Origin of the sequence: Bacillus sp. 7894-2 (assembly GCF_002272225.1) — a bacterium.
GTDB lineage: Bacteria > Bacillota > Bacilli > Bacillales > Cytobacillaceae > Cytobacillus.
Map to the genome: position 1 here is coordinate 1 of NZ_NPDG01000035.1, position 26,485 is coordinate 26,485.

The 26,485-nt window shown below is 43.9% G+C and carries 26 protein-coding genes; 25 read left to right on the forward strand and 1 reads right to left on the reverse strand.

The annotated features are described in order from the left end of the window. Positions 1–173: 173 nt before the first annotated feature. The 21 genes from prfB (at position 174) to CHI10_RS06255 (ending at position 22,833) form a co-directional block, all read left to right on the forward strand. Positions 174–1,287, forward strand: a protein-coding gene (gene prfB, locus CHI10_RS06155; protein WP_142301765.1) for a peptide chain release factor 2 whose coding sequence is annotated in 2 segments (ribosomal slippage) — positions 174–245 and positions 247–1,287 — 1,113 coding nt in all. Because the reading frame shifts where the segments join, the coding sequence is not laid out codon by codon here. A gap of 481 nt (positions 1,288–1,768) precedes the next feature. Further along, on the forward strand, positions 1,769–2,818 hold the full coding sequence (locus tag CHI10_RS06160) for a TRAP transporter substrate-binding protein (RefSeq protein ID WP_095243439.1): 1,050 nt from the start codon (positions 1,769–1,771) through the stop codon (positions 2,816–2,818). A gap of 66 nt (positions 2,819–2,884) precedes the next feature. After that, entirely contained in the window at positions 2,885–3,418 is a 534-nt protein-coding gene (locus CHI10_RS06165) for a TRAP transporter small permease (RefSeq protein ID WP_095243440.1), read from the forward strand. Positions 3,419–3,441: 23 nt separating this feature from the next. Further along, complete coding sequence (locus CHI10_RS06170) at positions 3,442–4,707, forward strand: TRAP transporter large permease (RefSeq protein WP_095243441.1); 1,266 nt, start codon at positions 3,442–3,444, stop codon at positions 4,705–4,707. Positions 4,708–4,860: 153 nt separating this feature from the next. Then, entirely contained in the window at positions 4,861–5,889 is a 1,029-nt protein-coding gene (locus CHI10_RS06175; RefSeq protein WP_095243442.1) for a TRAP transporter substrate-binding protein, read from the forward strand. A 71-nt stretch (positions 5,890–5,960) separates the two neighbouring features. Further along, on the forward strand, positions 5,961–6,512 hold the full coding sequence (locus tag CHI10_RS06180; protein ID WP_048009837.1) for a TRAP transporter small permease: 552 nt from the start codon (positions 5,961–5,963) through the stop codon (positions 6,510–6,512). 30 nt (positions 6,513–6,542) lie between these two features. Continuing rightward, the gene (locus CHI10_RS06185) at positions 6,543–7,817 is read left to right on the forward strand and encodes a TRAP transporter large permease (protein ID WP_095243443.1); all 1,275 of its coding nucleotides are present in this window, start codon (positions 6,543–6,545) and stop codon (positions 7,815–7,817) included. Between the two features lie 16 nt (positions 7,818–7,833). Further along, entirely contained in the window at positions 7,834–9,084 is a 1,251-nt protein-coding gene (locus tag CHI10_RS06190) for a nickel pincer cofactor-dependent isomerase, group 22 (RefSeq protein WP_095243444.1), read from the forward strand. Between the two features lie 57 nt (positions 9,085–9,141). Then, positions 9,142–11,352 (forward strand): dihydroxy-acid dehydratase domain-containing protein, encoded by a 2,211-nt coding sequence (locus CHI10_RS06195; RefSeq protein ID WP_095243445.1) that lies wholly within the window; start codon positions 9,142–9,144, stop codon positions 11,350–11,352. A gap of 63 nt (positions 11,353–11,415) precedes the next feature. Next, positions 11,416–12,183: an IclR family transcriptional regulator gene (locus CHI10_RS06200; protein ID WP_095243446.1), complete on the forward strand. Its 768-nt coding sequence runs from the start codon at positions 11,416–11,418 to the stop codon at positions 12,181–12,183. A gap of 152 nt (positions 12,184–12,335) precedes the next feature. After that, positions 12,336–13,232: a fumarylacetoacetate hydrolase family protein gene (locus CHI10_RS06205; protein WP_095243447.1), complete on the forward strand. Its 897-nt coding sequence runs from the start codon at positions 12,336–12,338 to the stop codon at positions 13,230–13,232. Positions 13,233–13,236: 4 nt separating this feature from the next. Next, positions 13,237–13,536: a UxaA family hydrolase gene (locus CHI10_RS06210; RefSeq protein WP_095243448.1), complete on the forward strand. Its 300-nt coding sequence runs from the start codon at positions 13,237–13,239 to the stop codon at positions 13,534–13,536. Then, on the forward strand, positions 13,484–14,698 hold the full coding sequence (locus tag CHI10_RS06215) for a UxaA family hydrolase (RefSeq protein WP_286137202.1): 1,215 nt from the start codon (positions 13,484–13,486) through the stop codon (positions 14,696–14,698). The genes CHI10_RS06210 and CHI10_RS06215 overlap by 53 nt, the downstream gene beginning before the upstream one ends. Before the next feature lie 19 nt (positions 14,699–14,717). Then, positions 14,718–16,184: an alpha-ketoglutaric semialdehyde dehydrogenase GucD gene (gucD, locus tag CHI10_RS06220; protein WP_095243450.1), complete on the forward strand. Its 1,467-nt coding sequence runs from the start codon at positions 14,718–14,720 to the stop codon at positions 16,182–16,184. A 91-nt stretch (positions 16,185–16,275) separates the two neighbouring features. Continuing rightward, positions 16,276–17,424: a galactonate dehydratase gene (gene dgoD / locus CHI10_RS06225; protein WP_095243451.1), complete on the forward strand. Its 1,149-nt coding sequence runs from the start codon at positions 16,276–16,278 to the stop codon at positions 17,422–17,424. A gap of 16 nt (positions 17,425–17,440) precedes the next feature. Further along, positions 17,441–18,352, forward strand: a complete 912-nt coding sequence (locus tag CHI10_RS06230; RefSeq protein WP_095243452.1) for a dihydrodipicolinate synthase family protein — start codon at positions 17,441–17,443, stop codon at positions 18,350–18,352. Beyond that, entirely contained in the window at positions 18,349–19,296 is a 948-nt protein-coding gene (locus tag CHI10_RS06235) for a U32 family peptidase (RefSeq protein ID WP_095243453.1), read from the forward strand. Before CHI10_RS06230 ends, CHI10_RS06235 begins: the two co-directional genes overlap by 4 nt. A 67-nt stretch (positions 19,297–19,363) precedes the next feature. After that, on the forward strand, positions 19,364–20,323 hold the full coding sequence (locus CHI10_RS06240; protein WP_286137203.1) for a C-terminal binding protein: 960 nt from the start codon (positions 19,364–19,366) through the stop codon (positions 20,321–20,323). Between the two features lie 18 nt (positions 20,324–20,341). After that, positions 20,342–21,226: a fumarylacetoacetate hydrolase family protein gene (locus CHI10_RS06245; RefSeq protein WP_095243455.1), complete on the forward strand. Its 885-nt coding sequence runs from the start codon at positions 20,342–20,344 to the stop codon at positions 21,224–21,226. Positions 21,227–21,231: 5 nt separating this feature from the next. Further along, a complete protein-coding gene (locus CHI10_RS06250; RefSeq protein ID WP_095243456.1) occupies positions 21,232–22,188 on the forward strand; it encodes a sugar kinase in 957 nt (318 codons plus the stop codon). A 15-nt stretch (positions 22,189–22,203) separates the two neighbouring features. Then, entirely contained in the window at positions 22,204–22,833 is a 630-nt protein-coding gene (locus CHI10_RS06255; protein WP_095243457.1) for a bifunctional 4-hydroxy-2-oxoglutarate aldolase/2-dehydro-3-deoxy-phosphogluconate aldolase, read from the forward strand. Positions 22,834–22,932: 99 nt separating this feature from the next. Here the strand turns inward: CHI10_RS06255 and larC2 are convergent, their stop codons facing one another. Continuing rightward, on the reverse strand, positions 22,933–23,388 hold the full coding sequence (larC2, locus tag CHI10_RS06260) for a nickel pincer cofactor biosynthesis protein LarC2 (protein ID WP_095243458.1): 456 nt from the start codon (positions 23,386–23,388) through the stop codon (positions 22,933–22,935). Positions 23,389–23,449: 61 nt separating this feature from the next. Between larC2 and larB the strand changes: the two genes are divergently transcribed. The 4 genes from larB to CHI10_RS06280 are packed head-to-tail and all read left to right on the forward strand — an operon-like array spanning position 23,450 to position 26,469. After that, the gene (larB, locus tag CHI10_RS06265; RefSeq protein ID WP_048009820.1) at positions 23,450–24,190 is read left to right on the forward strand and encodes a nickel pincer cofactor biosynthesis protein LarB; all 741 of its coding nucleotides are present in this window, start codon (positions 23,450–23,452) and stop codon (positions 24,188–24,190) included. Between the two features lie 27 nt (positions 24,191–24,217). Continuing rightward, on the forward strand, positions 24,218–24,940 hold the full coding sequence (gene larC, locus CHI10_RS06270; protein WP_048009819.1) for a nickel pincer cofactor biosynthesis protein LarC: 723 nt from the start codon (positions 24,218–24,220) through the stop codon (positions 24,938–24,940). Between the two features lie 20 nt (positions 24,941–24,960). Next, complete coding sequence (larE, locus tag CHI10_RS06275) at positions 24,961–25,785, forward strand: ATP-dependent sacrificial sulfur transferase LarE (protein ID WP_095243459.1); 825 nt, start codon at positions 24,961–24,963, stop codon at positions 25,783–25,785. 60 nt (positions 25,786–25,845) lie between these two features. Then, on the forward strand, positions 25,846–26,469 hold the full coding sequence (locus CHI10_RS06280; protein ID WP_095243460.1) for a HoxN/HupN/NixA family nickel/cobalt transporter: 624 nt from the start codon (positions 25,846–25,848) through the stop codon (positions 26,467–26,469). The last annotated feature ends 16 nt before the right edge of the window (positions 26,470–26,485 follow it).

The following is a 26,485-nucleotide window of genomic DNA, read 5'->3' on the forward strand; positions in this document are numbered from 1 at the left end:
AGCTAGACAGTTATCGACGTAAAAATTTATTTCTCGCTTAAAATAAACACCCGAGCCGGCAATAGCTTTGCCGGCTTCGCTCTTTGGAAAAAGCTTGTATAGGCATATGCTGGTATAGGCTTTTACAGATAATCACGCTATAATAGGAAAAAATAATTTTTGAGGTGACCAAAATGGAATTAGCAGATATTCGCAATGAACTTGAAAAAACAGCTAAGATTTTAGCGGACTTTAGGGGGTCTCTTTGACTTAGAAAACAAAGAGGCACGCATTGCTGAGCTTGACGATGTCATGCTGCAGCCAGGATTCTGGGATGATCAGCAGGCGGCACAGGTTGTGATCAGCGAATCAAACTCACTGAAAGACCAGGTAGTTGAATTCCACGATTTATACGAAGTGTTTGAGAATCTGGAATTAACTTATGAACTCGTAAAAGAAGAGAGCGACGCAGAATTACAGGCTGATCTTGAGGAAGAGCTTAAGGACCTGGTAAAACGCCTGAACGACTTTGAGCTTCAGCTTCTTTTAAGCGAAGAATATGATAAAAACAATGCCATTCTTGAACTGCATCCGGGTGCAGGCGGAACCGAATCACAGGACTGGGGCAGCATGCTGCTTCGCATGTACACACGCTGGGCAGAGAAGAAAGGCTTCAAGGTTGAAACCCTGGATTACCTGCCGGGAGATGAAGCGGGGATCAAGAGTGTTACGCTTAGCATCAAGGGACATAACGCTTACGGCTACTTGAAGGCTGAAAAAGGCGTGCACCGCCTTGTCAGGATCTCACCATTTGATTCATCAGGACGCCGCCATACTTCATTCGTTTCCTGTGAAGTGATGCCGGAATTCAATGATGAAATTGAAATTGATATCCGTACCGAAGATCTCAAAATCGACACATACCGTGCAAGCGGCGCCGGCGGTCAGCATATCAACACAACTGACTCTGCTGTCCGTATCACCCACTTGCCGACAAATGTCGTGGTAACCTGCCAGACAGAGCGTTCCCAGATCAAAAACCGCGAACATGCCATGAAAATGCTTAAAGCCAAGCTCTACCAGAAGAAAATCGAGGAGCAGGAAGCTGAATTGGCCGAAATCCGCGGTGAGCAAAAAGATATCGGCTGGGGAAGTCAGATCCGCTCATATGTTTTCCACCCATATTCCATGGTAAAAGACCACCGTACCAACACGGAGTCAGGTAATGTCCAGGGAGTTATGGACGGAGACCTGGATACGTTTATTAACGCATACTTGCGGTCAAAATTGATTTTGCCTCAGGATTAATATTAGGAGATAAGAAGCCAATGCCGGCAGAGAGACCGGCATTGGTTTTTTTTGTTGCAAAATTTAAATATAAAATCTCTATATATCGCCCGCGATTTCCAGATAGGTCCAGATTATAATGCAGAAAAATTTTTTCTGAAAATGCTTTGTCAGCATATCATTAAATCCTTTCTCCCTTTAATACTTCATAGCATCATAAACTCCAATCATTTTATTGAAATAGTTTTAATTTCACGACCATTTTTGAATATAAAAAATAGTTTGACAAATAAAATAAGCTGACGTTAAAATACAAATATGTTCACGAATACAGAACTGAGTTTTATAATGTAAAACAAAACGATTTAAAGGAGTGATAAACTTAAAAATATTTAATGATTTTTTGAAAGCGTTTTTATAAATTAAAAAGTTTTGTGAACTTCCAATGATAGCGCAAACAAAGAGTCACTATCATTTTTAAAAATATTGAGGGGGAAGATTGATGAAGAAATTGTCTATTTTATTTTTGAGCATTCTTATGTTCAGTACGATGGTGTTGGCAGCATGCGGAGGTGGATCAAACTCAACCGGCGCTTCTGAAAAAGGATCCGATAGTGCCAGCGGAGAAGGGGGCAAGCGGACAATCAAAGTGAGTATTGGGGTCAATGACAAGCATCCGGAATATGAGGCATCCTTGAAATTTAAAGAGCTGGTTGAAGCAGAGTCAGATGATTTAACAGTGGAAGTCTATCATTCCGGCCAGATTGCCGATGACCGTTCAGCAATTGAAATGCTTCAGTTCGGTACGCTTGATGTGACCATTCCATCTACTTCACCGCTTGTAAACTTTATACCGGCTTATGGTGTTTTCGACCTTCCATTCACGGTCCCAAATGAAGAAGTGGCAGATAAGGTTTTGGATGGGCCTTTTGGAGATAAGATGCTTGAAATGGTTGATCAGCAGGGATTAGTTGGTTTAGCCTGGTGGGAAAATGGTTTCCGTAACTTAACAAACGATGTAAAACCTGTTGCAGGTATGGAGGATGTTAAAGGATTGAAGATCCGCACAATGGAAAATGAAATCCACTTAGATGCCTGGAAAGCCCTTGGTGCTAACCCAACTCCAATGGCATTCACTGAATTATTTACAGCTTTACAGCAGGGGACGATCGACGGACAGGAAAACCCATATCCAACAATATTGTTAAGTAAGTATCCTGAAGTACAAAAGCATGTTTCGAATACAAATCATGTGTACACACCTTTCATTTTCTTATTCAGCAAAAAGATTTGGGAAGAGCTTTCTGCAGAACAACAGGATATCATCTCGAAAGCAGCAGTAGAAGCAGGTAAGTTTAACCGTGAGCGTACACGTGAAGTAGCGGACGAATCACTTGAAACGCTAAAGAAAGAAATGACTTTTACAGAAATCAAAGAGGGAGAATTTGAAAAGTTCCAGGAAGCTGTGAAGCCGGTTATTGATAAATACAAAGATAAAATCGGAGCTGAAATTGTAGACGAGTTCCTTGCTGAGATTGATAAGGCAAAATAAATTTGAAACGAGCAGCCGGTTGTCGCTCGATGGCCGGCTGCTTTTTGAAGAAGAGAGGCGATCAGTTTGATAAAAGTACTAAGATGGCTGGACGATAACTTTGAAAAATACATACTATTCGTTTTATCGGCTATCATGGTTTCTGTCATTTTTATACAGGTGTTTATGCGTTATGTGATGTCAAATTCACTGTCATGGTCAGAAGAGCTTGCGCGGTACTGCTTTATCTGGCTGATCTATATCGGTATCAGCTATGCTGTCAAGCATCATCGCCATATTAAAGTGGATGCCGCACTCATTCTTTTTAAAGATAAAACGAAAATTTATTTTTCACTCATCTCTAATATCCTCTTTTTAGTATTCTGCGTATATGTTGTGTTCTATGGTTACGGAATTGCATCCCAACTGCTGATGTTTGGACAGACAACACCTGCACTTCAAATTCCGACAGGCATTGTATATCTTGCTCCACCTGTTGGCATGGGGCTTGCGGGCATCCGATTGATTCAAAATATCATAGGCAATATTATATCGATTAAAAACTATGATAAAACTCATGAACTTCCAAAAGATGCTGAACAAAATATAAATGTGATCTAGATTTTAAAGGGGGTAGATTCTGAATGGCGGGGGTATTATTTGGTTCATTTGCCGCATTTCTATTTTTAACTGTTCCAATAGGAATAGCAATCGGATTAGCCGTATTATTCACCATTTTATATACCGGCAGTATGCCAGTTGAATTCCTGATGAAGGAATTAACCAACTCAGTTGACTCTTTTCCGCTGCTGGCAGTTCCATACTTTATTATCGCCGGTGAAATCATGGGGAAGGGAGGAATATCCAAGCGGCTGTTTAATGTAGCTGATTCAATGGTAGGGAATAAGACAGGCGGCATTGCTATGGCAACGATCGTAACCTGTATGTTTTTTGCAGCGATATCAGGTTCAGGACCTGCAACTGTTGCGGCGATTGGCGGGATTATGATTCCTGCCATGGTCCAGAAAGGTTATGATAAACGCTTTGCAACAGCGGTTGTTGCATCAGCCGGTTCAATTGGCGTAATTATTCCGCCAAGTATTCCTATGGTTATTTATGGTGTATCCGGCAGTGTTTCGATTGGAGATATGTTTATTGCCGGAATCATCCCGGGAATTTTGGTGGGAATTGGCTTAATGATCTATTCTTACTTTCATTCAAAAAAAATGGGCTATACTGGATCAGACCAAAAGACAACCTTAAAGGGCATTTTAACAGCTCTTTGGGAAGCTAAATGGGCTCTCATGATTCCGATTGTTATTTTAGGTGGTATTTACGGCGGTATCTTTACGCCAACAGAAGCGGCCGTAGTTGCGGTGGTTTTCGGTTTAATTGTCAGTGTTTTTGTTTACAGAGAATTGAAATTCAAAGATTTGCCTCAGATTTTTGTGGATTCTGCTTTAACAACAGCTTCTGTGCTTGTAATTGTTGGAGCGGCTACAGCATTTGGGCGGTTATTGACACTTGAACAAATTCCGAATCAAATCGCTGAAGCCATGATTTCCATTTCGAGCGAGCCGCTTATCATCATGATGCTCATTACCTTATTGCTCTTAATTGTAGGGTGTTTTATGGACACGATTGCAGCGATTATCATCTTAACGCCAATACTCCTGCCAGTTGCCCTTCAGATAGGCTACGATCCGATTCACTTTGGGATTATTATGATCGTAAACCTGGCTATTGGTTTTATAACACCGCCGCTTGGTGTAAACCTGTTTGTGGGTGCTGGGATCTCAGGCCTGACACTGGAACAGCTATCTAAAGCGATTGTGCCGTTTTTCTTTGCAATGGTAGTCACACTGCTGATCATTATTGTCATACCGCAGATTTCACTTCTGTTCTTATAAACGGGCAAATCAGTGCTCAGCGGATATTAAACAGCATTTTTATAAAGAGAATAGCTGTTTCCTTTTTGTGTATATTACAAAACTCAGTTTTATATTATAGGACAATGAACAACTTTAGATATTTGCAGCAAAACTAACGAAGGGGAGATGAAGATGAAAAACAAGAAGTTATTTGGATTGGCAGCCACCGCGCTTGCAAGCTTCTTAATCCTCACCGGCTGCGGCGGGGAGGAAGCAGGAGGAGAAAATGGGGGAGGAAAGAAAAAGGTAATCAAAGTTGCACATTACTTTGCTGAGGACCATCCCCAAAATGTGGCATTGAAAGAAAAGTTTAAAACGATTGTAGAAGAAGAAACCAACGGCGAGCTGGAAGTTCAGCTTTACCCGAACAGTACATTGGGGGCCGAGAAAGAATTCTATGATGGTGTCCGCAACGGGACAATCGAAATGGGAATTCCAGGTTTGATCATGCAGGCTGATATTCCGAAAATGGCCGCCCCGGAATGGCCATTCTTATTTAAAGATTTCGACCATGCAAAAAAGGTATTGAATGGGCCGATTGGTGATGAATTGACAGAAGACCTTGAATCTGAACATGGTGTAAAGCCTCTTGCCTGGAGTGCAAATGGATTTAGAATGATTTCCTCAAACAAAACGATTGATAGTTTAAAAGATCTTGACGGAATTCGCTTAAGAATGCCAAATATACCAAACTATATTGAACTGGGAAAATTACTTGGCGCTAATGTGACTCCTCTCCCAATCTCTGAAGTATTCACAGCGATGGAGCAAAAAGTAGTTGATGGCCAGGACAATCCAATTGCTACAGTTAGGGCATCCGGCTGGTATGAGGTACAAAGCGATATTTTGGAATCAAAGCATATGTTCAGCCCTAACTTGTATATTATCAACAGTAATTTTTGGAACGGTTTGACGGAAGAGCAGCAGAAAATTATCGAAAAGGCCTCAAAAGAAGCTGCAGATTATGAATTTGACCTCCTTGAGAAGAGCTATGAAGAAGATAAGAAATTCCTCGAAGACAATGGCTTAAAGTTTACAGCTCCTTCAGAAGAGTTTTCAGCTGAGATGGAAGAAGCAGCACAGCCTTTGTATGAAGAGATTTACAGTGAATTTGATTGGGCGAAGGATTTAGCTGATCGCATCCGTGCGGAAGCAGAGTAGCAGGAAGAAGAAGCCTGGAGGATATAACCCTGTTATTCCTCCGAGCTTAAATTTGCAGGGAGGAGAAAGCTGTGTTTAGCAAAATTAACTCTTTTTCTACCAAACTATTAAACATTGCGATTGCCTTTTCACTGGCAGCCATGTCCCTCTCCGTCTTTGGAAATGTTGTTTTGAGATATGTATTCAATTCCGGTCTTACCTGGTCTGAAGAAATGTCCCGATACTTTTTTGTCTGGATGGTCTTCCTGGGGGCCATTGCTGCATTGAAGGATAAAATGCACCTTGGCGTGGACATCGTTGTCAATGCCTTGCCAAAGGGACTCCAAAAAGTTGCCTTTCTGATCAGTAATGCAATAGTCCTTTACCTGCTATGGCTGATCTTGGAGGGAAGCTGGAAAATGACTCTTCTCAATATGAACAGTACCGGTCCGGCCACAGGCATGCCCCTTTCCTTTTTATATGGGATAGGTGTTCTGTCCAGCATTTGGATGATGATTATCATAATAGCAAGCCTCTTTAAGGCTATCCGGGGAAAATCTGATAACCTGACGATCGTTCAATCCTCTGACGATGTCTTAGCAGAAGTTAACACTGACCAGGAAGAGAAAATCATTGCAAAATAACGGCGTAGGGAAAGGAGGGGAATATTCGCCATGATTGGAGTATTTTTAGGGTCGCTGTTTGGGTCACTGACATTAGGGGTGCCAATTGCATTTGCCCTGCTTGCCAGCGCGGTTATGCTGATGTTTGCCATGGGGACGTTTGATAGCCAGATCGTTGCCCAGAACCTGATCAATGGAGCTAACAACTTCTCATTAATGGCTATCCCGTTTTTTGTTTTAGCTGGAGAACTGATGAATGCAGGAGGAATCTCCAAGCGAATCGTAGACTTTTCCATGGCGCTGGTAGGGCACATTCGTGGCGGCCTTGGTTTTGTAGCCATTATTGCCAGTATTCTTTTTGCAGGATTATCGGGTTCCGCTGTTGCAGATACTGCAGCACTTGGGGCAATTTTAATTCCCATGATGATTGCCAAAGGTTATAACGTAAACACCTCAACAGGCATCATTTGTGCATCAGGTATTATAGCTCCTGTTATACCGCCAAGCATTCCCATGATTTTATTTGGGGTAACCGCGGGTGTATCCATTACAGATCTATTTATGGGCGGCATTATTCCCGGAATAATGATGGGAGTCGGGCTCATGATTGGCTGGTTCTTCATGTCACGGAAGGATACAAGTGAGCTTCCGCCAAGAAAATCAGCCAAAGAAATTTGGAAAGCGATTCAGGATGCCAGTTTTGCTTTGATGCTTCCAGTCATCATTATTGGCGGTCTGCGCGGCGGGGTTTTTACCCCGACGGAAGCTGCCGTTGTAGCTGCATTTTATGCCTTGTTTGTTGGCTTATTCATTTACCGTGAGCTGAAGCTGGAAGAGCTGTACCAGGTTTTAATTGCTTCAGCAAAAACAACGAGTGTTGTGATGTTTGTGGCCGCTGCTGCCATGGTATCAGCCTGGCTTATTACGGTCGCAAATGTCCCCGCAGAGATTGCGGGCTACATGGGATCATTAGTTGAAAGTCCTCTGATCTTAATGATGGTCATTATGATTTTCCTGCTGCTTATTGGCCTTGTGATGGATCTGACTCCGGCTATTCTTATTTTCACACCCGTGCTGCTGCCGCTTGTTAAGATGGCCGGAATCGATCCAGTCTACTTCGGTATTGTCATGGTGATCAATCTATGTATCGGATTGATTACACCTCCGGTGGGCACTGTTTTATATGTTGGCTGCGGAATCAGCAAAATCAGCCTGGTTGATTTGACGAAAGGAATTTGGCCATTCCTGGTTGTTCATGTCATTGTGCTTCTTCTATTGATCCTGTTCCCGGAAATTATTACAGTGCCGCTTGCATGGCTGAATTAATGAAGGAGAAAAGGTAATGGACATTATTAAAGAAATCTTAAAGGATATCCCTATTCCCAGAATGGTAAAAGTAAGACAGAATTTTCGCGCACCCCAGCTGGAAGATGTGGCGGATGCGGTAAGGAAAACCCTGAATGAAACCAATGTGATGGCAAAAATAAGTGAAGGCGATTCCGTTGCTGTTGCAGTCGGAAGCAGAGGTCTGGCTGATCTGCCTGTTCTTGTGCGTGAAACCGTCAGGGAAATTAAACGCGCAGGAGGACACCCGTTTATTGTACCGGCAATGGGGAGCCATGGAGGTGCTACAGCTGAAGGACAGACCGATGTGCTTCACCAATTGGGCGTTACGGAGGGGGCTGTAGAGGCACCGATTAAATCTTCTATGGAAGTTGTCAAAATTGGCGAACTGCCAAATGGGCTTCCAGTCTACATTGACCGAAATGCCTATGAAGCTGACAAAATTGTTGTCATTAACCGGGTTAAGCCGCATACAGCATTCCGCGGACCGGTTGAAAGCGGCCTTATGAAAATGATTACCATCGGGCTTGGAAAACAAAAAGGGGCGGAAGCTGCTCATGCCTTTAGTTTTAAATATATGGCAGAGCATGTGCCGGAAATGGCGAAAATTTCTTTGTCAAAGGCGCCAATCATTTTCGGCCTGGCATCACTTGAGAATGCTTATGACAAGATTGCAAAAGTTATAGCTGTGCCGGCGGAAGACCTGGAAACAGCCGAGCCGGAGCTGTTAATGGAAGCAAAGTCCCTTATGCCCAAAATCCATTTTGATGAGTTTGATGTGCTTATTGTCGATGAGCTTGGAAAGGATATTTCAGGGGATGGGATGGATCCCAATATTACAGGGAATTTCGCTACCCCATATGCTTCAGGCGGACCGGATATAAAAAGAACAGTTGTCCTGGGTCTGACCGAAAAAACGCATGGAAACGCAAATGGCATTGGTATGGCAGATATGACAACAAAAGCGGCAGTGGATGAAATTATATGGGAAAAAGGCTATGCAAATGCTCTGACCAGCACCGTGATCGAAGTCATTAAGCTTCCAATGGTGCTTGAAACAAAAGAGCTTGCTGTCAAAGCTGCAATTAAAACCTGCAATGCCTTTGACTTAAACAAGGTAAAAGCTGTTCGAATCAAGAATACATTAGACATCGGAGAAATCTGGATCTCGGAGAGTTTGATTGAGGAAGCGAAACAAAACAGCAATTTAGAAATTATTTCAGATCTCCAGGAATTGGTGCTCGATTAATCCGAAGATTATCTGCAAAAAACTATTCTTGCAGATTGATAGATAAGGAGTGTTCATATGACACATTTATATCCGCTTATAGATAATCCTGTAAATCCATACCGTGACAATGTGCAGGGAAAAGCAAATGAACCGATTACGGTAGCTGGACTGCTGGATCGGGCAAAACAGACACTTGGTTCTTCCTATGAAGGTGGAAAGCCGGATTGGACACTCGAGGAAATTTACAACCGCCTTGAAGTAAATGCTCCGCGAATTGCCATTATCGGAGGTTCATCTGATCATCCTGCTCACATCATGGACTATCAGACCTCTGCACGTGCAGCCATCCGCATCTGGCAGAATGGCGGGGTTCCCTTTTACTTTTCCACCCCGGTTATGTGTGATGGCACTGCCCAAAGCAATCAGGGGATGAGCTATTCACTTCAAAGCAGGAACGCTGTTGCCCAAATGGTTGTCAATCAGCTGGAAGCACATAGTTATCATGGTGCATTCGTCATTCAAGGATGTGATAAGCAGCCGCTGGGCGTTGTCAGTGCGCTTGCACATGTTGATCGGGTAAGACGCAGCCGCGGCGAAGCTCCATTTTTTGCAACATTTGCCCCTGCACATGTTCTCGAAGGCGGCTCGATTCCGGACGATGTAATCGCAGAGCTTGAAGAGTTGGCGAAAAAAGCTGAATTGAATGGTGCGGCTGATGTGGCGGCTGATTTGCGTGACACAATGGCATATATCCTGCAATGTTCATCAAATACAGCCTTCCAGGGTGTGTTCGAGCGTGCATATGAGAGGGGCATCTTAACAAAGGAACAGCATAAATATTTTGAAATGAGGCTGGCAGTTGCGACATGTGACGGACAGGGAGGGGTTTGTGCCTTTAATGGTACCGGTAATAGTTCCAGACATCTTGTAGCTGGACTGGGCCTTGTTCATCCGGCGGTGGAGCTGCTGACAGATCCGCCGACACAAAGGCAGATCAATTCGGTTCTTGACAGCTTTGCCACTATGATTAATGAAGAAAAGTATGGTGTTTCCAATATTGTGGCTGCCAATATCAAGAATGCGATCCGCATTCATAGTGCATCCGGCGGTTCTACTAACCTGATGATGCATATTGTTGCGGGCATGCTCTATGGCGGATACAATTTTAGTCTATGGGATTTGGACCGCATACATCATGAGCATCCGATTCCTGATTTGTTTGACTATAGCCTGACAGAAGGCCGTGATATTTACTCGCTCGCCATGCAGTGCTGCAGCGGAACGAGCAGGGGAATGGAAACGCTTTTTTACGAATTGCTTGAACATGGTGTACCGATGGATCAGGATGCGCCAACAGTTGCAGCCAGATCCTGGAGAGAGCGTCTCGCCATCACAAGAAGCCTCCAGGCATCAAATGTAAAAGAAAATCCTGTTATATTATCTGCTGAAGAACCGCGCAGGGCATTTAGCGGAGTGGATGTTTTGCAGGGCAATTTCTTTGAAAGCGCAGTGGTAAAAATCAGCGGAATGCCGACACCGCAGCTTGATCAATTCGATGATAAGCTGGCATTTGTTCTTTATTTTGAGAATGAAGATGATGCAAACAGAAGCCTGCTTGACTCGAATCTGCTTAACGATATTAAAAAGGATAAGCTATTTGACCATAACCTGCTGCTTGAAACACTGAAATATAACAACAGAGCGGAATGGGAACTTTTAAAAGAGGAATCATACGAAAAGCTTTTTGACGAGATGGCTGAAAAAGGCATATTGAAAATTTCAGTTGTCATTGCCGGTCAGGGTCCGGTAGCCTTTGGAATGCCGGAAATGTTTACACCTATGCAGCATATTAATGCCAACCGGGTCATGAAAAAGGTCGCAACCATTATCAGTGACGGGCGCTATTCCGGCGTTACATACGGTGCTGCAATTGGACATATGACACCGGAAGCATACGAAGGCGGGGGCATCGGCTTCCTTCAGACAGGTGATGTTGTACATCTTCAGCTTCGGGGAAGGCGCATTGATTTTGTAGATAAAACCCAGCTTTTCGCAGGGAAGGTTGTCCATTCCTTTACTGACAGCTTAAAAGCAGATCGCCAGTCTCTTGTGGAAGAGAGAAAGCAGCGAATGAAGGCACGCCAGAAGCTGGTTGCAGCAAGCAATCGCATGTATGGCCATACGGATGCTGCAAACGGAGTGGTTCCGCTGGCCGTAGCCGAGGATGCAGTTCTGGATTATGAGACAGATGTTTTGTTTCAAGAAGCAGGCACTGTTGCAAAATAAAGAGGCAAGCTCGTCAAAATTCCTGTAAAATTAGGCTAAATAGAACTAGGAGAGTGAGCGGAAATGCCTATTATCCAATCAGTGGAACGTGCATTAAAAATTATGGATTTATTTGACGAGCGGGAAAGAGAATTATCCATTACAGAAATAAGCAAAAGAATGAATCTGCATAAAAGCACGGTTCATTCGCTGCTGAAGACTTTGCAGGAACAGAGATACATCTCCCAGAATGAGGAAAATGGAAAGTATCGTCTGGGACTTAAGCTTTTCGAACGGGGCAATATGGTCCTGAGTAATCTTGATTTGCGGAAAGTTGCCAGAAAGCATCTTGAAAGGCTATCCGCCATGACGAACTTAACGGTCCATCTGGTCATTCTCGACGGACAGGATGGAGTTTATATCGATAAGGTTGAAGGAAGCGGAGTTACGGTTCTTTACTCCCGCATCGGACGCCGGGTTCCCGTTCATACAAGCGCGGTAGGCAAATCGCTCATTTCAACGAAAACAGATGCCGAACTGGATCAGTTTCTTGAAAACTATCAGTACACAAAACAAACACCTAAATCAATCTCTTCGAAAGAAGAATTACTCTCGGAGGTTGCTCATGTCCGCACGGCTGGCTATTCAGTGGATAACGAAGAAAACGAACCGGGCATTGTCTGTTATGCTGTTCCGATCAAAGACTATTCCGGTCAGGTTATAGCCGGGATAAGCATGTCCATGCCTGCTTCTAAAGTAACGGATGAAAACCGTGAACACCACGTGGGACTTCTGAAAGAGTGCAGCACCAGCATATCGCAGGATCTCGGGTATGAGTACCAAAAAATTTAAGTGAATAAAAGTTTATCATTTTCCTTGCCGGCGGGGAGCCTGTTCAGAAGGCTTCCCAATTGGTTGGCTTTACGCTGCCGGCATAGCCTAAATACACATTGAATTAATTAAAAATTTAAAAAATGGCAAATAGTCATTCAGGAGGAGTTAACATGAGAATTATCCGCTATCTAAAAGGAAATGAAAAACAACTGGCAGCTGTAACGAATGAGAATGAAGCAGCCGACCTTCCATTCAGCGATTTTATGTCACTGATTGCTAAAGCGCGCGAAGATAACAAAACACCGTTTGATATTGTAAAACAGATTGCCGAGGAATCAGAAAAACTGCCGCTGGAAAATCTTCAGTTAACCACTCCAATTGATGCTCCAGAAGTTTGGGCTTCAGGCGTAACCTATAAAAAAAGCAGGGAAGCGCGAAACTATGAAGCCACACAAGGAAAGCTTGACAGAGAAACGTTCTATGACAAAGTCTATGATGCGGTGCGTCCGGAAATCTTTTTCAAGTCAACATCTGCAAGAACGGTAGGTCCCAATGATCCTGTATACCTTCGATCCGATTCCAACTGGCAAATCCCGGAGCCTGAGCTGGGGCTTGTCATTGATAAAGATGGCAAGGTGCTTGGCTATACGGCTGGAAATGATATGAGCTGCCGGGATATAGAAGGGGAAAACCCGCTGTACCTGCCGCAGGCAAAGGTTTGGAAGAATTCCTGCTCCATAGGGCCGGCTATTGTATTGGCCGAGACTGTTTCAGATCCTTATGAATTTCAGATTATTTGCCGCATCTACCGGGATGAAGAGCTTGTATTTTATGGAGATGCTCAAGTCAGCCAGCTGAAGCGCACCCTGGATGAGCTGGTCCAATACCTGGTGCTGGATAACCAAATCTTTGACGGAACGGTCCTTCTTACAGGAACCTGCGTTGTGCCGCCAAACGAATTTACTTTAGCGGAAAATGACCGAATTGAAATTGAAATCCCTGGCATTGGCATCCTGAATAACCCGGTTGTCCAAAGCCAGCAAGTAGGGCAGGCAGCTAAGGGGTGAGCTGATGAGTGGGTACAAGACACTGTTTTTAAATGAAAAGGATAGTGTAGCTGTAGCTCTTTCCGATATACCTGCGGGAGCGGAAGTGATTGTTAAAACAGAGGGCATCGAAAAAACAGTTAGAATTCTTGAGCCTATCCGTTTTGGCCATAAATTTGCAGTACGGGCCATTTCCCAGGGAGACGACATTATTAAATATGGTGAGGTAATCGGGGCAGCAGTCGCTCCAATCGATGCAGGGGAACATGTGCATGTTCATAATCTCGAAGGCAAAAGAGGAAGGGGTGACAAAGTTGTTCAATGAGAAGCTTCAGTTTTGGGGGTACCGCCGTCCTGATGGCCGTGTTGGAGTAAGAAACCATGTGCTGATCCTGCCAACGATTACTTGTGCAACGCAAACGGCACAGCGGGTAACAGAGCTTGTAAGCGGAACCGTTACATTTATTCATCAGCATGGCTGTGCACAGGTTGGAACCGATTATGACCAGACGGCCAGAACATATGCCGGAATGGGAATGAATCCAAATGTTTACGGTGTGATCGTTCTCGGCTTAGGCTGTGAAACCCATCAGGCACACCGTATTGGCGACGAAATTGCCAAATGCGGCAAGCCGGTCGAGACCGTATCGATACAGGAACATGGCGGCACACTTCAAACCATTGCCGAGGTGGCTAAAATTGCGGTGAAAATGGTTCAGGATGCATCTATGGTGCAGCGTGAGCTATGTGATTTCAGCGAATTGATTGTCGGTACAGAATGCGGGGGCTCGGATGCATGCTCCGGCCTTTCGGCAAACCCGGCTGTTGGGCGTACAAGCGACATGCTTGTTGAACAGGGCGGCACCGCCATTTTAGCTGAAACAACCGAATTAATCGGTGCAGAGCATTTGCTGGCCAACCGTGCAGCGAATGATTCAGTCGCAAAAAAGGCGTATGCCGTCATTAAAATGATGGAAAACCGCTCCATCCAGATGGGTGTTGATATCCGTACCGGCAATCCAAGCCCGGGCAATATTGAAGGCGGCCTAAGCTCACTTGAAGAAAAGTCGCTCGGAGCTGCAACAAAGTCAGGCACGACACGTTTGGAAGAAGTGATTGACTATGCAGAAAGGCCAACCAAAAAAGGGCTGGTCTGGATGGATACCCCGGGCCATGATATTGAACAGCTAACGGGTATGGTTGCAGGCGGAGCACAAATCGTCCTTTTCACAAGCGGGCGTGGAACACCTACCGGATCGCCGATTGCCCCTGTTATTAAAATCTCGACAAACACACCAATGTTCGAACGCATGAGCGAAAACATGGATCTTGATGCCGGAACCATCGTTGACGGCAAAGAAACAGTCGGAGAAGTCGGCGGACGGATCATGAAGGAAATCCAGGCTGTCGCAAATGGCAAATTAACAAAAGCAGAAATATTGAAGCAGCACGACTTTGGAATTTGGCGTATTGGTCCAACTTTTTAATAAAAAGGAGATTATAAGCATGAAAACTACAATCGAAACCAAAACATACAGCAACTTCATTAATAACGAATGGAAAGAATCTGCATCCGGAAATGTCATTGAAAGCATTAACCCTGCTACAAAGGAAGCGGTTGGCTATGTGCAAAAATCGACTGAGGAAGAACTGAATCAGGCTGTAGAGGCAGCTTCTAATGCAAAGAAAGCATGGCGCAAGCTTGGCCAGGCAGCAAGAGGCCAGCTATTGTTCCAGACAGCAAACATTCTTGAATCAAGGCTGGATGAAATTGCCGAAAGCATGACAAGAGAAATGGGAAAGACTCTGCATGAAGCCAAAGGGGAAACTGCCCGAGGCATTGCAATTCTTCGTTATTATGCAGGGGAAGGAATGCGCAAAGAGGGGGATGTTATTCCATCAACTGATAAAGATGCCCTTATGTTCACAAAGCGTGCACCGCTTGGAGTAGTAGGTGTTATCACACCTTGGAACTTCCCGGTTGCAATTCCAATCTGGAAAATCGCGCCTGCACTTGTGTACGGAAATACAGTTGTATTCAAGCCTGCGAGCGAAGCGGCTGTCACTGCTGCTAAGGTGGTCGAGTGCTTTGCAGAGGCCGGCTTCCCTGAAGGTGTCTTAAACTTTGTAACGGGCTCAGGTTCTGAGATCGGCCAGGGGTTGATCGATCATCCTAAATTGAATGCCATTACTTTTACAGGATCAGAAAGTGTCGGACAAAGCGTAGCGAAAGCAGCTGCTGTGCGCGGCATCAAATTCCAGCTTGAAATGGGCGGAAAGAACCCTGTTATTGTTGCGAAAAATGCCAATCTTGACCAGGCTGTTGAAGCGGTCATCAGCGGCGGATTCCGCTCATCTGGACAAAAGTGTACGGCTTCAAGCAGGGTCATTGTAGAATCTGATGTTTATAACGAATTTAAGCAGAAGTTAATCGAAGCCTCTGAAAAAATCACTGTAGGCAATGGACTCAAAGAGGGAGTCTGGATGGGACCTTGTGCAAGCGAAAGCCAGTTCAACACATTTAACAAGTACATTGAAATCGGAAAAAATGAAGGTGCCAGACTGGTTCATGGCGGCGAAGTGCTGACAGGCGGTGAATATGATAACGGCTTCTTCGTTAAACCGGCTATTTTTGAAGAAGTCACAGCTGATATGACGATTGCACAGGAAGAGATCTTTGGGCCGGTCATTGCGCTTATTAGAGCCGTTGACCTGGAAGAAGCAATCGAAGTGGCAAACAATACTAAATATGGATTGAGTGCATCGATCTTTACTTCAGATATCAGCTCGATTCTGGAATTCATCGATGAAATTGAAGCGGGTCTCGTCCGGATCAATGCGGAAAGCGCCGGTGTAGAACTTCAGGCGCCATTTGGCGGAATGAAGGCTTCAAGTACAGGCTCACGTGAACAAGGTGAAGCTGCAAAAGAATTCTATACAGCCATTAAAACAGTTTTCATAAAAGGCTCTTAAATCGGCTAAATTGAGGAAAACCATTCAAACCTAAAAAGGAGATTTCCAAAATAGAAATCTCCTTTTTATCAAAAAGTTGCGAGGTGCCCATATGAAAATTACGAAACTTTCATTATATAAAGTTCCGCCGCGCTGGCTGTTTTTAAAAATTGAAACAGATGAAGGCATTTCCGGCTGGGGAGAGCCTGTTGTCGAAGGGCGCGCTGAAACAGTAAAGGCAGCCGTCAATGAACTATCAGATTATATTATTGGCCGTAATCCTAATGACATCGAAGATATATGGCAAACAATGTACCGTGGCGGTTTTTACCGGGGGGGCCCAATTTTGATGAGTGCTATCTCCGGGATCGAGCAGGCGCTCTGGGATATTAAAGGCAAGTATTACAATATACCAGTCTATGAAATGCTCGGGGGCAAAGCGCGCCAGAAGATTAAAGTGTATTCCTGGATCGGGGGGGACCGGCCGGCTGAAGTTGCTGCGGAAGCAAAAGTAAAACAGGAACAGGGCTTTCAAGCGATTAAGATGAACGCATCTGAAGAAATGAATTACATAGACAGCTTTTCAAAAGTGGAAGCGGTTATTGAGCGTGTGGCTTCTATTCGTGAGGCACTCGGCAAGGACTTCGGCATAGGGGTTGATTTTCATGGCCGCGTTCATAAAACCATGGCCAAAACATTAGTGAAAGAGCTGGAGCCATATCGCCCAATGTTCATTGAAGAACCGGTGCTTCCGGAAAACAATGAGGCTCTGCGTGAGATTGCCCTGCATACAACCTGTCCAATTGCCACCGGTGAAAGGATGTATACACGCTGGGGATTCAAGCAGCTTCTGCAGGACGGATATGTAGATATTATCCAGCCTGACCTTTCGCACACAGGCGGTATTCTGGAAGGAAAGAAAATTGCCGCAATGGCTGAGGCGTATGATGTGTCGATTGCACCGCATTGTCCTCTTGGACCAATGACACTGGCATCTTCGGTTCATCTGGATGCTTCTACTCCAAATTTCATCATCCAGGAACAAAGCCTTGGCATTCACTATAACCAGGGAATGGACATTCTCGATTATATTAATAATCCTGAAGTATTCGCCTATAAAGATGGCTATGTAAACATTCCGGATCAGCCTGGACTCGGTATAGAGATTAACGAGGAAAAAGTAAAGCAGGCAGCAGAAGCCGGACATGATTGGAAAAATCCTATTTGGCGCCATGAAGATGGCAGCATTGCCGAATGGTAAATGAGGAGGAAATCGAATGAGCTTTCATGGAATTATTCCCCCGGTTGTCACTTTATTTGATGAAGCGGGAAATTTGGATTTGGAGCTGAATAGAAGGTATCTTGATAAGCTGATTTCTCAGAATACTCATGGGATATTGCTGATGGGCAGCTCAGGTGAGTTTTCTTCTCTTTCCATCGAAGAGCGGAAGCTTTATGTCAGGGAAATGATTAAACATATCCATGGGCGCGTAAAAGTTATGGTTGGTGTGGGCCACACAGCTCTTAAGGAAGTCCTTGAACTGACTTCTTATGCAGAGGAACAGGGAGCAGATGGTGTGCTTGTTGTCAGCCCTTACTATTGGAAGCTTTCGGATGATCAGCTTTATCGCTTTTATTCAACTGTTGCCAATCATACAGAGCTTCCCGTGTTTATTTACAATATCCCGCAATTAACCGGCCAAAATTTGCCGGTTGAGCTAATCGTCAAATTGGCCAAAGACTATCCGAACATTTCTGGCATTAAAGAAACTGTCGGTGATTTTGGCCATATCCGGCAGGTAATTACAGAAGTGAAAAAGGTCCGTCCTGATTTCCTTGTTTTCTCAGCCTTTGACGAGCATATGCTCCCGGCCCTGATGATTGGCGCCGCTGGCAGCATCAATGGCAGTGCTGTATTTGCTCCAGAAGTCTCAGTGGATTTATATGAATCTTATCAAAGAGGGGATTTAGCTGAAGCCCGGAATAACCACCAGCAAATCTCCCGGCTGATGGATGTTTATACGTATTGCCCGACCTTTTTTACAACGATGAAAGAAGCTGTTCATCAGCGCTGGTTTGAAAAAGCAGCAGGCCATCGTGTTCCGTTTGATGTATACCCTGCCGATCTACGTGAAAATGTTCGAAGTTTATTACAAACTATTAAAACGAAAGAAGGCGTCCAATTATGAAAGAATCCCGCGAATTGCTTGAACAATTAGGCTACCCATCCAGCGATTTTCAAGAATTGCCGACATCGGCAAAAAGATTCCCGGACGGTGCACAATACCGGGTTGAGATTCCAAGTGTTGAAGGGCCTGAAGCGTTAAAAGCCACGCTTGAAGAAATCGATCGCCTTGGCTTGACGATTCACCGCGTTTCTCAGGGAAGCGGCATTATGCTTCAAACAGATGAGGAAATCAAAGAAATGTGCGAACTGACAGCAGAACGAGGAATGGAGTTAAGCTTATTTGTAGGACCAAGAGGCATTTGGGATATCAGTGCAGCTCCGTTTACATCGGGGGGCAAATCACAGGCGCTTCGCCACGAGGGAGCGGATCAGCTTGTTTATGCTATGGAAGATTTAAAGCGCGGTGCTGAACTGGGCTTAAGAGGCGCACTTGTAGCTGATGAGGGGCTTCTTCTTTTAACAAAAGAAATGAAGAAAAAGGGCCAGCTTCCTGAAGACTTCGTTGTAAAGGTATCTGTGCAAATGGGCTCGGCAAACCCTGTTTCAGTAAAACTGATGCAGGATATCGGAGCAGATACGTATAATGTGCCTTCTGCATTGCCGCTCGCAAAGCTTGCTGCAATCCGCCAGTCCATTGATATTCCAATTGACTTGTACGTGGAGGTTCCGGATAATTTCGGCGGATTCCTGCGCTACTACGAAATCCCGGAAATCATTCGGGTGCTCGCTCCCGTTTATATTAAATTTGGCCTTCGCAATCACCCGGATGTGTATCCTTCCGGAAAGCAATGGGAAAGCACGAATATCTCACTCGTAAAAGAGCGTGTACGCCGTGCTTCCATTGGTATTCAAATGATTGAACGCTACTATCCGGAAGCAGTTACTTCAAAGCTTGGTGCAGAAGGGCTTGGGGTTCCGACGGCTGAAAAAACGCTAGCTAAATAATTTTCAATCCCTGAGCGGTTCCAACCCGTTCCAGGGATTTCTTACTATTATTCCAGGGGTGAAAAGAATGACACTTAAAGTACTTTTAACAGACTATGAATTTGAAAATCTCAAATATGAGGAAGACGTATTTAAAGATAGCGGCCTTGATATTGAATTCGTTAAAGCGCAGTGCAAAACGGAAGATGAGGTGGCCGAGCAGGCCAAACATGCAGACGCCATTTTAAATCAATACGCACCAATCTCAAGACGTGTAATAGAATCCCTTGAAAATACCAAGGTGATTTCCCGCTATGGTGTTGGTGTGAACACGATTGATTTAGATGCAGCCAATGAAAAAGGCATTACCGTAGCTAACGTTCCTGATTATGGGATGGAAGAGGTATCAAACCACGCACTGGCTCTTCTTTTATCATGGGCCCGTAAAGTGACTCTATTAAATAATGAAGTAAAAAGAGGAAATTGGGATTTCAAAGCTTGTGTCCCTATTCACCGTTTTACCAATCAAACAGTAGGAGTTCTTGGGTTCGGGCGCATTCCAAGAAGATTTATTGAAAAGGTAAAACCCCTTGGCTTTAAATTGGCCGCATATGATCCCTTTGTTTCCGCAGAGGATATGGCATCAGCCGGAGTGCAAAAAATGGAGCTGCATGAAATCATAAGTGAAGCCGACTATTTATCGGTACATGTTCCGTTAATTAAGGATACCTTCCATTTATTAAATGCAGACCGATTTAGCCAAATGAAGAAAAATGCTGTCATCATTAACACTGCACGTGGTCCGATTATTGATGAAAAGGCCCTGATAGAAGCGCTTGAAAATGGCAAAATAGCAGGTGCCGCTCTCGATGTAGCCGAAGAAGAGCCAATTAGCATCGATAGCCCGCTTCTTCATATGGATAATGTCATTATTACTCCGCACAGCGCATGGTATTCAGAGGAAGCCATGGTGGAGCTAAGACAAAAGGCCGCGAAAAATATCGTACAGGTTTTAAAAGGTGAAAAAACACCTTATGCCCTTACGTAAGAAAGGATAGTGCCGAATATGAAACTAGCTGCTTTCACGATTAATTCTCAACAGCATATTGGTGTTGTCCAGGGAGAGAAAGCCATCAGCTTAACAATACTTGCCGGAAATCAATTTCCTTCGTGCCTGAAAACCTTTATAGAAAGAAGTGAAGAACTGCTGCCGCTTGCTGAAAAGCTTATTAGCCAGGGTACCAATGAGGAGGCTGTTTTTCCAATATCCGATGTGAAAATCCTTCCGCCGATGCAGGCTCCGGAAAAAATCATTTGCGTTGGCTTGAATTATATTGATCATTGCAGAGAAACCGGAATGGAGCCGCCTGCTTCACCGGTGATCTTTTCAAAATATGCGAATGCCATCGTCGGCCATCATGACGCGGTGGAGATTCCTATCAATTCAAGTGAAGTTGATTTTGAGGCAGAGCTTGCTGTTGTCATGGGAAAGGAAGCTAAGCGGGTAACGGAAGAAGAGGCAAACGATTATGTTTTTGGCTACACGATCATGAATGATATTAGCGCGCGCGATTTGCAATTTAAGGACGGACAGTGGTCCCGGGGCAAAACAGCCGACACCTTTGCGCCAACAGGACCAGTGATTGTGACAAAGGATGAAGCAGGGGATCCGCACAGTCTATCAATCTCACTCGAACTCAATGGGGAAATTATGCAAGATTCCAATACAAGCAACCTGATATTTACCATACCGCAGATTATCTCCTTCTTATCGCAGTCTATGACGCTAAGACCGGGTGACTTAATTGCAACAGGAACGCCTCCAGGAGTTGGAATGGGCCGGGATCCAAAGGTGTGGCTGAAAGACGGTGACAAAATGAGTATTACCATTGAAAACATCGGAACACTTTCCAATTACGTAAAAGGTGATTCACAGAAGAAAGAGGGCTGATAGACATGGATGTTGTAACAATCGGGGAAACGATGGCTCTTTTTACACCGAATGAGGAGGGCATGCTTCGCCATGCCCATTCTTTTTCAATGAAATTTGGCGGGGCAGAATCCAATGTCGCCATCGGATTGAGCCGTCTCGGACATCGTTCGAGATGGATCAGCCGTCTTGGGGAGGACGAATTCGGTGATGCTATGCTGTCATTCATCCGCGGCGAAGGAGTGGATGTTTCCTATGTGACGCGCGATCAAACTGCGCCGACAGGCGTATTTTTTAAAGAGTTCAGGCGCTTGAATGACACGCGTGTCTATTATTATAGAAAAGATTCTGCGGCTAGCAGAATGAATGCCGACTGGCTTTTGGATGAGTCCATTTTAGATGCTGAATATCTTCATCTTACAGGCATTACGCCAGGACTAAGCCTCTCATGCCGGGAGATGCTTGAAAAGGCAATCCGGATAGCAAAAGGAAATGGGACGAAAATTGTTTTTGATCCCAATCTCCGTTTGAAAATTTGGCGTGATGAAGAAGAAGCACGGCAATTTTTGAAAAAATATGCTTCTGAAAGTGATATAGTCCTTCCTGGCATTTCGGAAGCAGAGTTTCTGTTCGGCACATTTTCACCTGAGGAATATGTAGAGAAATTTCATGATCTTGGGATTGAAACAGTCATTATGAAATTGGGAAAAGAAGGGTCGCTAATATCATCTTCATCGGGTTTGGTGAAGAAAATCCCAGGCTTTACGGTTGAGCGGGTAATCGATCCTGTTGGAGCGGGTGATGCATTTGCTGCAGGTGTCCTTTCAGGACTGCTGGAAGGAAAAATGCTTGAAGAAGCAGTACTGCAGGGCAACGCGATGGGAGCAATGGTAACAATGGTGAATGGAGATGCAGAAGGCTTGCCAACTCGATCTGATCTTGTGTCATTTATGAAAGGCAATCTGGAAGATGTTACGAGATAAAAAGGAGGGAAATCAGTGAGCACGTTAGAAGATTTAAAGAAGAGCAAGATTGTTGCTGTTATTCGCGGTGCACGTCAGGATCAGATTTTGCCCATTGCTCATGCGCTGCTGGCCGGCGGTGTCAGCACATTTGAGATAACAGTAGAAACACCAAAAGTATGCTCATTAATAGAAAAAGTAAAAGAAGAGTTTGGAAACCAGACAATTGTAGGGGCAGGGACCGTGCTGGATCCTGAAACAGCGCGTGCAGTCATTATGTCTGGAGCGGAGTTCATATTTTCGCCAATCGTTAATAAGGAAACCATTAAACTGGCAAAACGTTACGGTGTCCTCAGTATCCCTGGTGCCCTTACACCAACTGAAATCCTGACAGCCTATGAAAATGGCGGAGATCTTATTAAGGTGTTCCCAGCCGATGTCATGGGTGTTTCTTATTTCAAAAGCCTGCAGGGGCCGCTTCCACATGTTCCGCTGATGCCAACCGGGGGTATTGATGTCAAAAATGTCCGGGAATATTTAAAAGCGGGGGCAGTTGCCGCAGGAGTAGGCAGTTCGTTAGTAAATGCAAAGAATCTAAATAAGGATGAGGATTATTTAAAACTGACTGAAAAGGCAAAGGGATTTTCTGAATTAATAAATTCTTGAATCATTGGCAGTTTCGGAAGCTTAATTCAAGTCAAAAGGACCTGCCATTAGGATAGGCAGAGGTCCTTTTGCCAGATTGTTGGATTAGTTGATTTAGATTTATTTTAGCCGCTTCCAAACCTCTTGAAAAACCAATTTTAATGGGATTCCGTATTGCTCAGATATAGCTTTGCAATCACTGAATTCCGGGGCTTGCTGAACAATTTCACCTTGCATCAGCCCCTCTTTAACAGAGACAGTCCCCCATGGTGTTTCGACCTTTCGAAATTTCCGGCCAAGCCGATTTACTGAAAGCGGGTAGTATCGCACGCCCAATGTGGTGGTTTCTCTAAAAATGATATTCATCATCTCGGATTTTTTCTTGTTTTCACACAAAACCTGGAGCATGGTACCCGGCCGATTTTTCTTCATGTATATCGGAATATAAAAGACATCATTGGCCCCGGATTGAAACAATAAGTCCATAACATGTCCCAGCCATTCTCCAGAAATGTCGTCCAGATTTACTTCAATTTTAACCATGTCATGATCAGTATGCTCTTGGCCATGCTGCATTTTTTACGAGCCTCCTTTAGCTGGTATATATTTTAGATGAAGAAAAGAAAGGAAGAAATGAATGCAATCTTATACTACACATATTTTAGCACAATTAAAAAATGGCCATCTTTCAATTGAGGAAGCTGAGGAACAATTGAAGGGCTTTACAGATTACGGATTTGCCAAAGTGGACGATGAGCGTGAATTCAGACAAGGATTTCCTGAGGTTATCTTTGGGGCAGGCAAAACCACAGAACAAATTTTACATATATTTAAGCATTTGGTTTATAAGGGGAATACGGTTTTAGCTACAAGGGTTGACCCAAAATCTGCAGAAGAAGTATGCAGGCAGGTGGATGGAGCTGTATATGATTCATCCGGCAGAACACTTTTGTATAAGCCTGAGGATTATGAACTGAAGACGGAGAAGAAAATTGGGGTTATCTGTGCAGGGACTTCTGACATTCCTGTGGCCCGGGAGGCAGAAGTGACGATTGAAGCTATGGGACACCATTACGAAAGTTTTTATGATATTGGAGTAGCGGGGATTCATCGTTTATTTGCGCAAATTGACGAGATTAAAAAGTGTGATGTATTGATTGTTGTAGCGGGAATGGAAGGTGCACTTCCCAGTGTAGTCGGGGGATTGGTTTCCACTCCTGTTATAGCGGTTCCGACCAGCATAGGATATGGTGCACACTTAAATGGCATTACATCTTTGTTAAGCATGCTTAACACATGCGCTTCCGGCGTAACGGTGGTGAATATAGACAATGGATTTGGTGCGGGCTACTCAGCTTCTTTGATGCTAAGAGTCTGAACATAAAAACAAAGCGGGGTAAATGTAATGAACATATTATTTATAGATTGTGGTATTTCCGGCATTGCTGGAGATATGTCTCTGGCAGCCTTCACAGAATTGGGCGTTGATTTATCAATTGTAGAAAGAAAGCTTAAATCTGTAATTAAGGAAGAGTTTTCGCTAGGGACAAAAAAGGTTGTAAAGAAGGGGATCTCCAGTACGGAATTAGTCATTCATACAGAAGAAGAAAAACACTCACACCGCCACTATACACACATAAAAAAAGCAATTGAAGAGTCTGACCTTGAAGAGGCAGAAAAAGAAACGGCCCTAAAAATGTTTGAAACGATAGGGTCAGCAGAGGCAAAAATACATGACAGCACTCTCGAAAAGGTGCATTTCCACGAAGTTGGAGGTGTAGATTCGATGATTGATATTATAGGTACCGCAATTGCTTACAATACATTAAACATTGAAAAGGTAGTCTGTACTCCGGTTGCTGCAGGAAATGGATATATCAAAATTGCTCATGGCCTTTATCCTGTGCCAGCCCCGGCAACATTGGAAATTCTAAAAGATATTCCATTGCGGAAAACTGACATTCAAAGTGAATTGACGACACCTACTGGTGCTGCCATTGTCCGTACCCTGGCTAATGAGTTCGGGAACATGCCTTCCATGAAAGTTCAGAAAATAGGATATGGCGCAGGGTCAAAGGATTTCAAATCCCACCCAAATGTTGTCAGGTTTGTGATCGGAGAACAATAACAGGAGGGGGAAGTGTCCAAATGAATATACATAACAGTTTAGTCAAAGAACAAAAGCTGAAGGAAATACTTTCAAAGATGGAGCGGATTATTATTGCATTTTCGGGAGGGGTAGATAGTACCTACTTATTAAAGGTGGCTTTAGATACCTTAGGTAAAGAAAATGTGCTTGCTATTACAGCCGACTCGGAATCTTTTCCTCCTTCCGAGCTGGAAGAAACTATTCGAATCGCCAATGCCATTGATGCCCCACATCAAATTATTAAGATGTCAGAACTCTCCATTCCCGGATATTCGGAAAATGATTCAAACAGATGCTATTACTGTAAAAAGGGACTGTTTGAAAATTTGTATCCAATTATGATTGAAAAAGGGTATCATAACTTGACTTTTGGTCTCATTAAAGATGATTTAGGAGAACATCGCCCTGGTGTAAAGGCTGCTATTGAAAAGAATGTAAGAGGCCCTCTGGCCGAGGCTGATATAACGAAAGAAGATATCAGGATTCGTTCCAAGGAGCTGGGACTTGATACATGGGACAAACCCTCACTCGCATGTTTATCCTCCAGAATAGCATATGGTGAAAAAATCACAATTGAGAAGTTGAGGAAAGTTGATGAGGCCGAGCAGTTTATTAAGGGATTTGGAATCAAGCAGGTCCGTGTCAGAGTTCACAATGAAATTGCAAGAATCGAAGTTGATCCGTCAGATATGAATGAACTCTTAAAGTATCATAAAGAAATCTCTGAGCAATTAAAATTGATTGGATTTAAATATACAGCTATGGACCTGGCTGGATATAAAAGCGGAAGTATGAATAAATTGCTGGAAGGAACAGCTTTATAATGAAGGAACTTAACTGTATTGGAGAGGGAAAGGCAGAATTTTGCCGCTGGGGGAATTTAGATGCTTGAAAGCGGATTACTTTCTATATTATTGCTTGGTTTCACATTAGGAATAAAACATTCAACAGAGCCCGATCACATTATCGCGGTTTCAACAATTGCAAGCCAGACAAAGCGCTTGGTTCGCTCTTCGCTCTCAGGTGTTTTCTGGGGGCTGGGCCACACGTTAATGCTCCTGTTATTTGGGGTAACGGTTATAGCACTTAATCAGCATATTCCTGGCCCTCTTGCTCTTTCTCTTGAATTGGCAGTGGGCATAATGCTTATATATCTTGGCTTTACTGGCTTTAAGGACAATAAACAGCAAAGGCTGAACACAAAGCATTATCACAAGAAGTCTTTTATCATTGGTGGGATTCATGGTCTGGCTGGCAGTGCAGCTTTAGTTCTATTAACAACTGCACAGGCTCAAACAGAGTTGCAAGCTTTTCTTTTTATCCTCATTTTTGGAGCAGGAACAATTATTGGAATGCTTCTCTTTACTACTGTTCTTGGGTTGCCCTTTTTAATCACTTCTCAAGCTCAAAAGAAAATACACTTAAATCTTATAAGGGTCTCTTCAGTTGCAAGTGTACTATATGGGATTTATTATATTTTTGAGGTTGGCAGTGATTTATTCCTTTAGAAGTTTTGGTTATAGG

What these genes read in the sequence shown, in the direction of transcription:
- CHI10_RS06195 (WP_095243445.1), top strand. Translation starts at nt 9,142, where the DNA reads ATGACACATTTATATCCGCTTATAGATAATCCTGTAAATCCATACCGT.
- larB (WP_048009820.1), top strand. Translation starts at nt 23,450, where the DNA reads ATGCAATCTTATACTACACATATTTTAGCACAATTAAAAAATGGCCAT.
- larC (WP_048009819.1), top strand. Translation starts at nt 24,218, where the DNA reads ATGAACATATTATTTATAGATTGTGGTATTTCCGGCATTGCTGGAGAT.
- CHI10_RS06185 (WP_095243443.1), top strand. Translation starts at nt 6,543, where the DNA reads ATGATTGGAGTATTTTTAGGGTCGCTGTTTGGGTCACTGACATTAGGG.
- CHI10_RS06170 (WP_095243441.1), top strand. Translation starts at nt 3,442, where the DNA reads ATGGCGGGGGTATTATTTGGTTCATTTGCCGCATTTCTATTTTTAACT.
- CHI10_RS06190 (WP_095243444.1), top strand. Translation starts at nt 7,834, where the DNA reads ATGGACATTATTAAAGAAATCTTAAAGGATATCCCTATTCCCAGAATG.
- CHI10_RS06235 (WP_095243453.1), top strand. Translation starts at nt 18,349, where the DNA reads ATGAAAGAATCCCGCGAATTGCTTGAACAATTAGGCTACCCATCCAGC.
- CHI10_RS06160 (WP_095243439.1), top strand. Translation starts at nt 1,769, where the DNA reads ATGAAGAAATTGTCTATTTTATTTTTGAGCATTCTTATGTTCAGTACG.
- gucD (WP_095243450.1), top strand. Translation starts at nt 14,718, where the DNA reads ATGAAAACTACAATCGAAACCAAAACATACAGCAACTTCATTAATAAC.
- CHI10_RS06245 (WP_095243455.1), top strand. Translation starts at nt 20,342, where the DNA reads ATGAAACTAGCTGCTTTCACGATTAATTCTCAACAGCATATTGGTGTT.
- CHI10_RS06175 (WP_095243442.1), top strand. Translation starts at nt 4,861, where the DNA reads ATGAAAAACAAGAAGTTATTTGGATTGGCAGCCACCGCGCTTGCAAGC.
- CHI10_RS06200 (WP_095243446.1), top strand. Translation starts at nt 11,416, where the DNA reads ATGCCTATTATCCAATCAGTGGAACGTGCATTAAAAATTATGGATTTA.
- CHI10_RS06205 (WP_095243447.1), top strand. Translation starts at nt 12,336, where the DNA reads ATGAGAATTATCCGCTATCTAAAAGGAAATGAAAAACAACTGGCAGCT.
- larC2 (WP_095243458.1), bottom strand. Translation starts at nt 23,388, where the DNA reads ATGCAGCATGGCCAAGAGCATACTGATCATGACATGGTTAAAATTGAA.
- CHI10_RS06210 (WP_095243448.1), top strand. Translation starts at nt 13,237, where the DNA reads ATGAGTGGGTACAAGACACTGTTTTTAAATGAAAAGGATAGTGTAGCT.
- CHI10_RS06280 (WP_095243460.1), top strand. Translation starts at nt 25,846, where the DNA reads ATGCTTGAAAGCGGATTACTTTCTATATTATTGCTTGGTTTCACATTA.
- larE (WP_095243459.1), top strand. Translation starts at nt 24,961, where the DNA reads ATGAATATACATAACAGTTTAGTCAAAGAACAAAAGCTGAAGGAAATA.
- dgoD (WP_095243451.1), top strand. Translation starts at nt 16,276, where the DNA reads ATGAAAATTACGAAACTTTCATTATATAAAGTTCCGCCGCGCTGGCTG.
- CHI10_RS06240 (WP_286137203.1), top strand. Translation starts at nt 19,364, where the DNA reads ATGACACTTAAAGTACTTTTAACAGACTATGAATTTGAAAATCTCAAA.
- CHI10_RS06230 (WP_095243452.1), top strand. Translation starts at nt 17,441, where the DNA reads ATGAGCTTTCATGGAATTATTCCCCCGGTTGTCACTTTATTTGATGAA.
- CHI10_RS06250 (WP_095243456.1), top strand. Translation starts at nt 21,232, where the DNA reads ATGGATGTTGTAACAATCGGGGAAACGATGGCTCTTTTTACACCGAAT.
- CHI10_RS06215 (WP_286137202.1), top strand. Translation starts at nt 13,484, where the DNA reads ATGTTCATAATCTCGAAGGCAAAAGAGGAAGGGGTGACAAAGTTGTTC.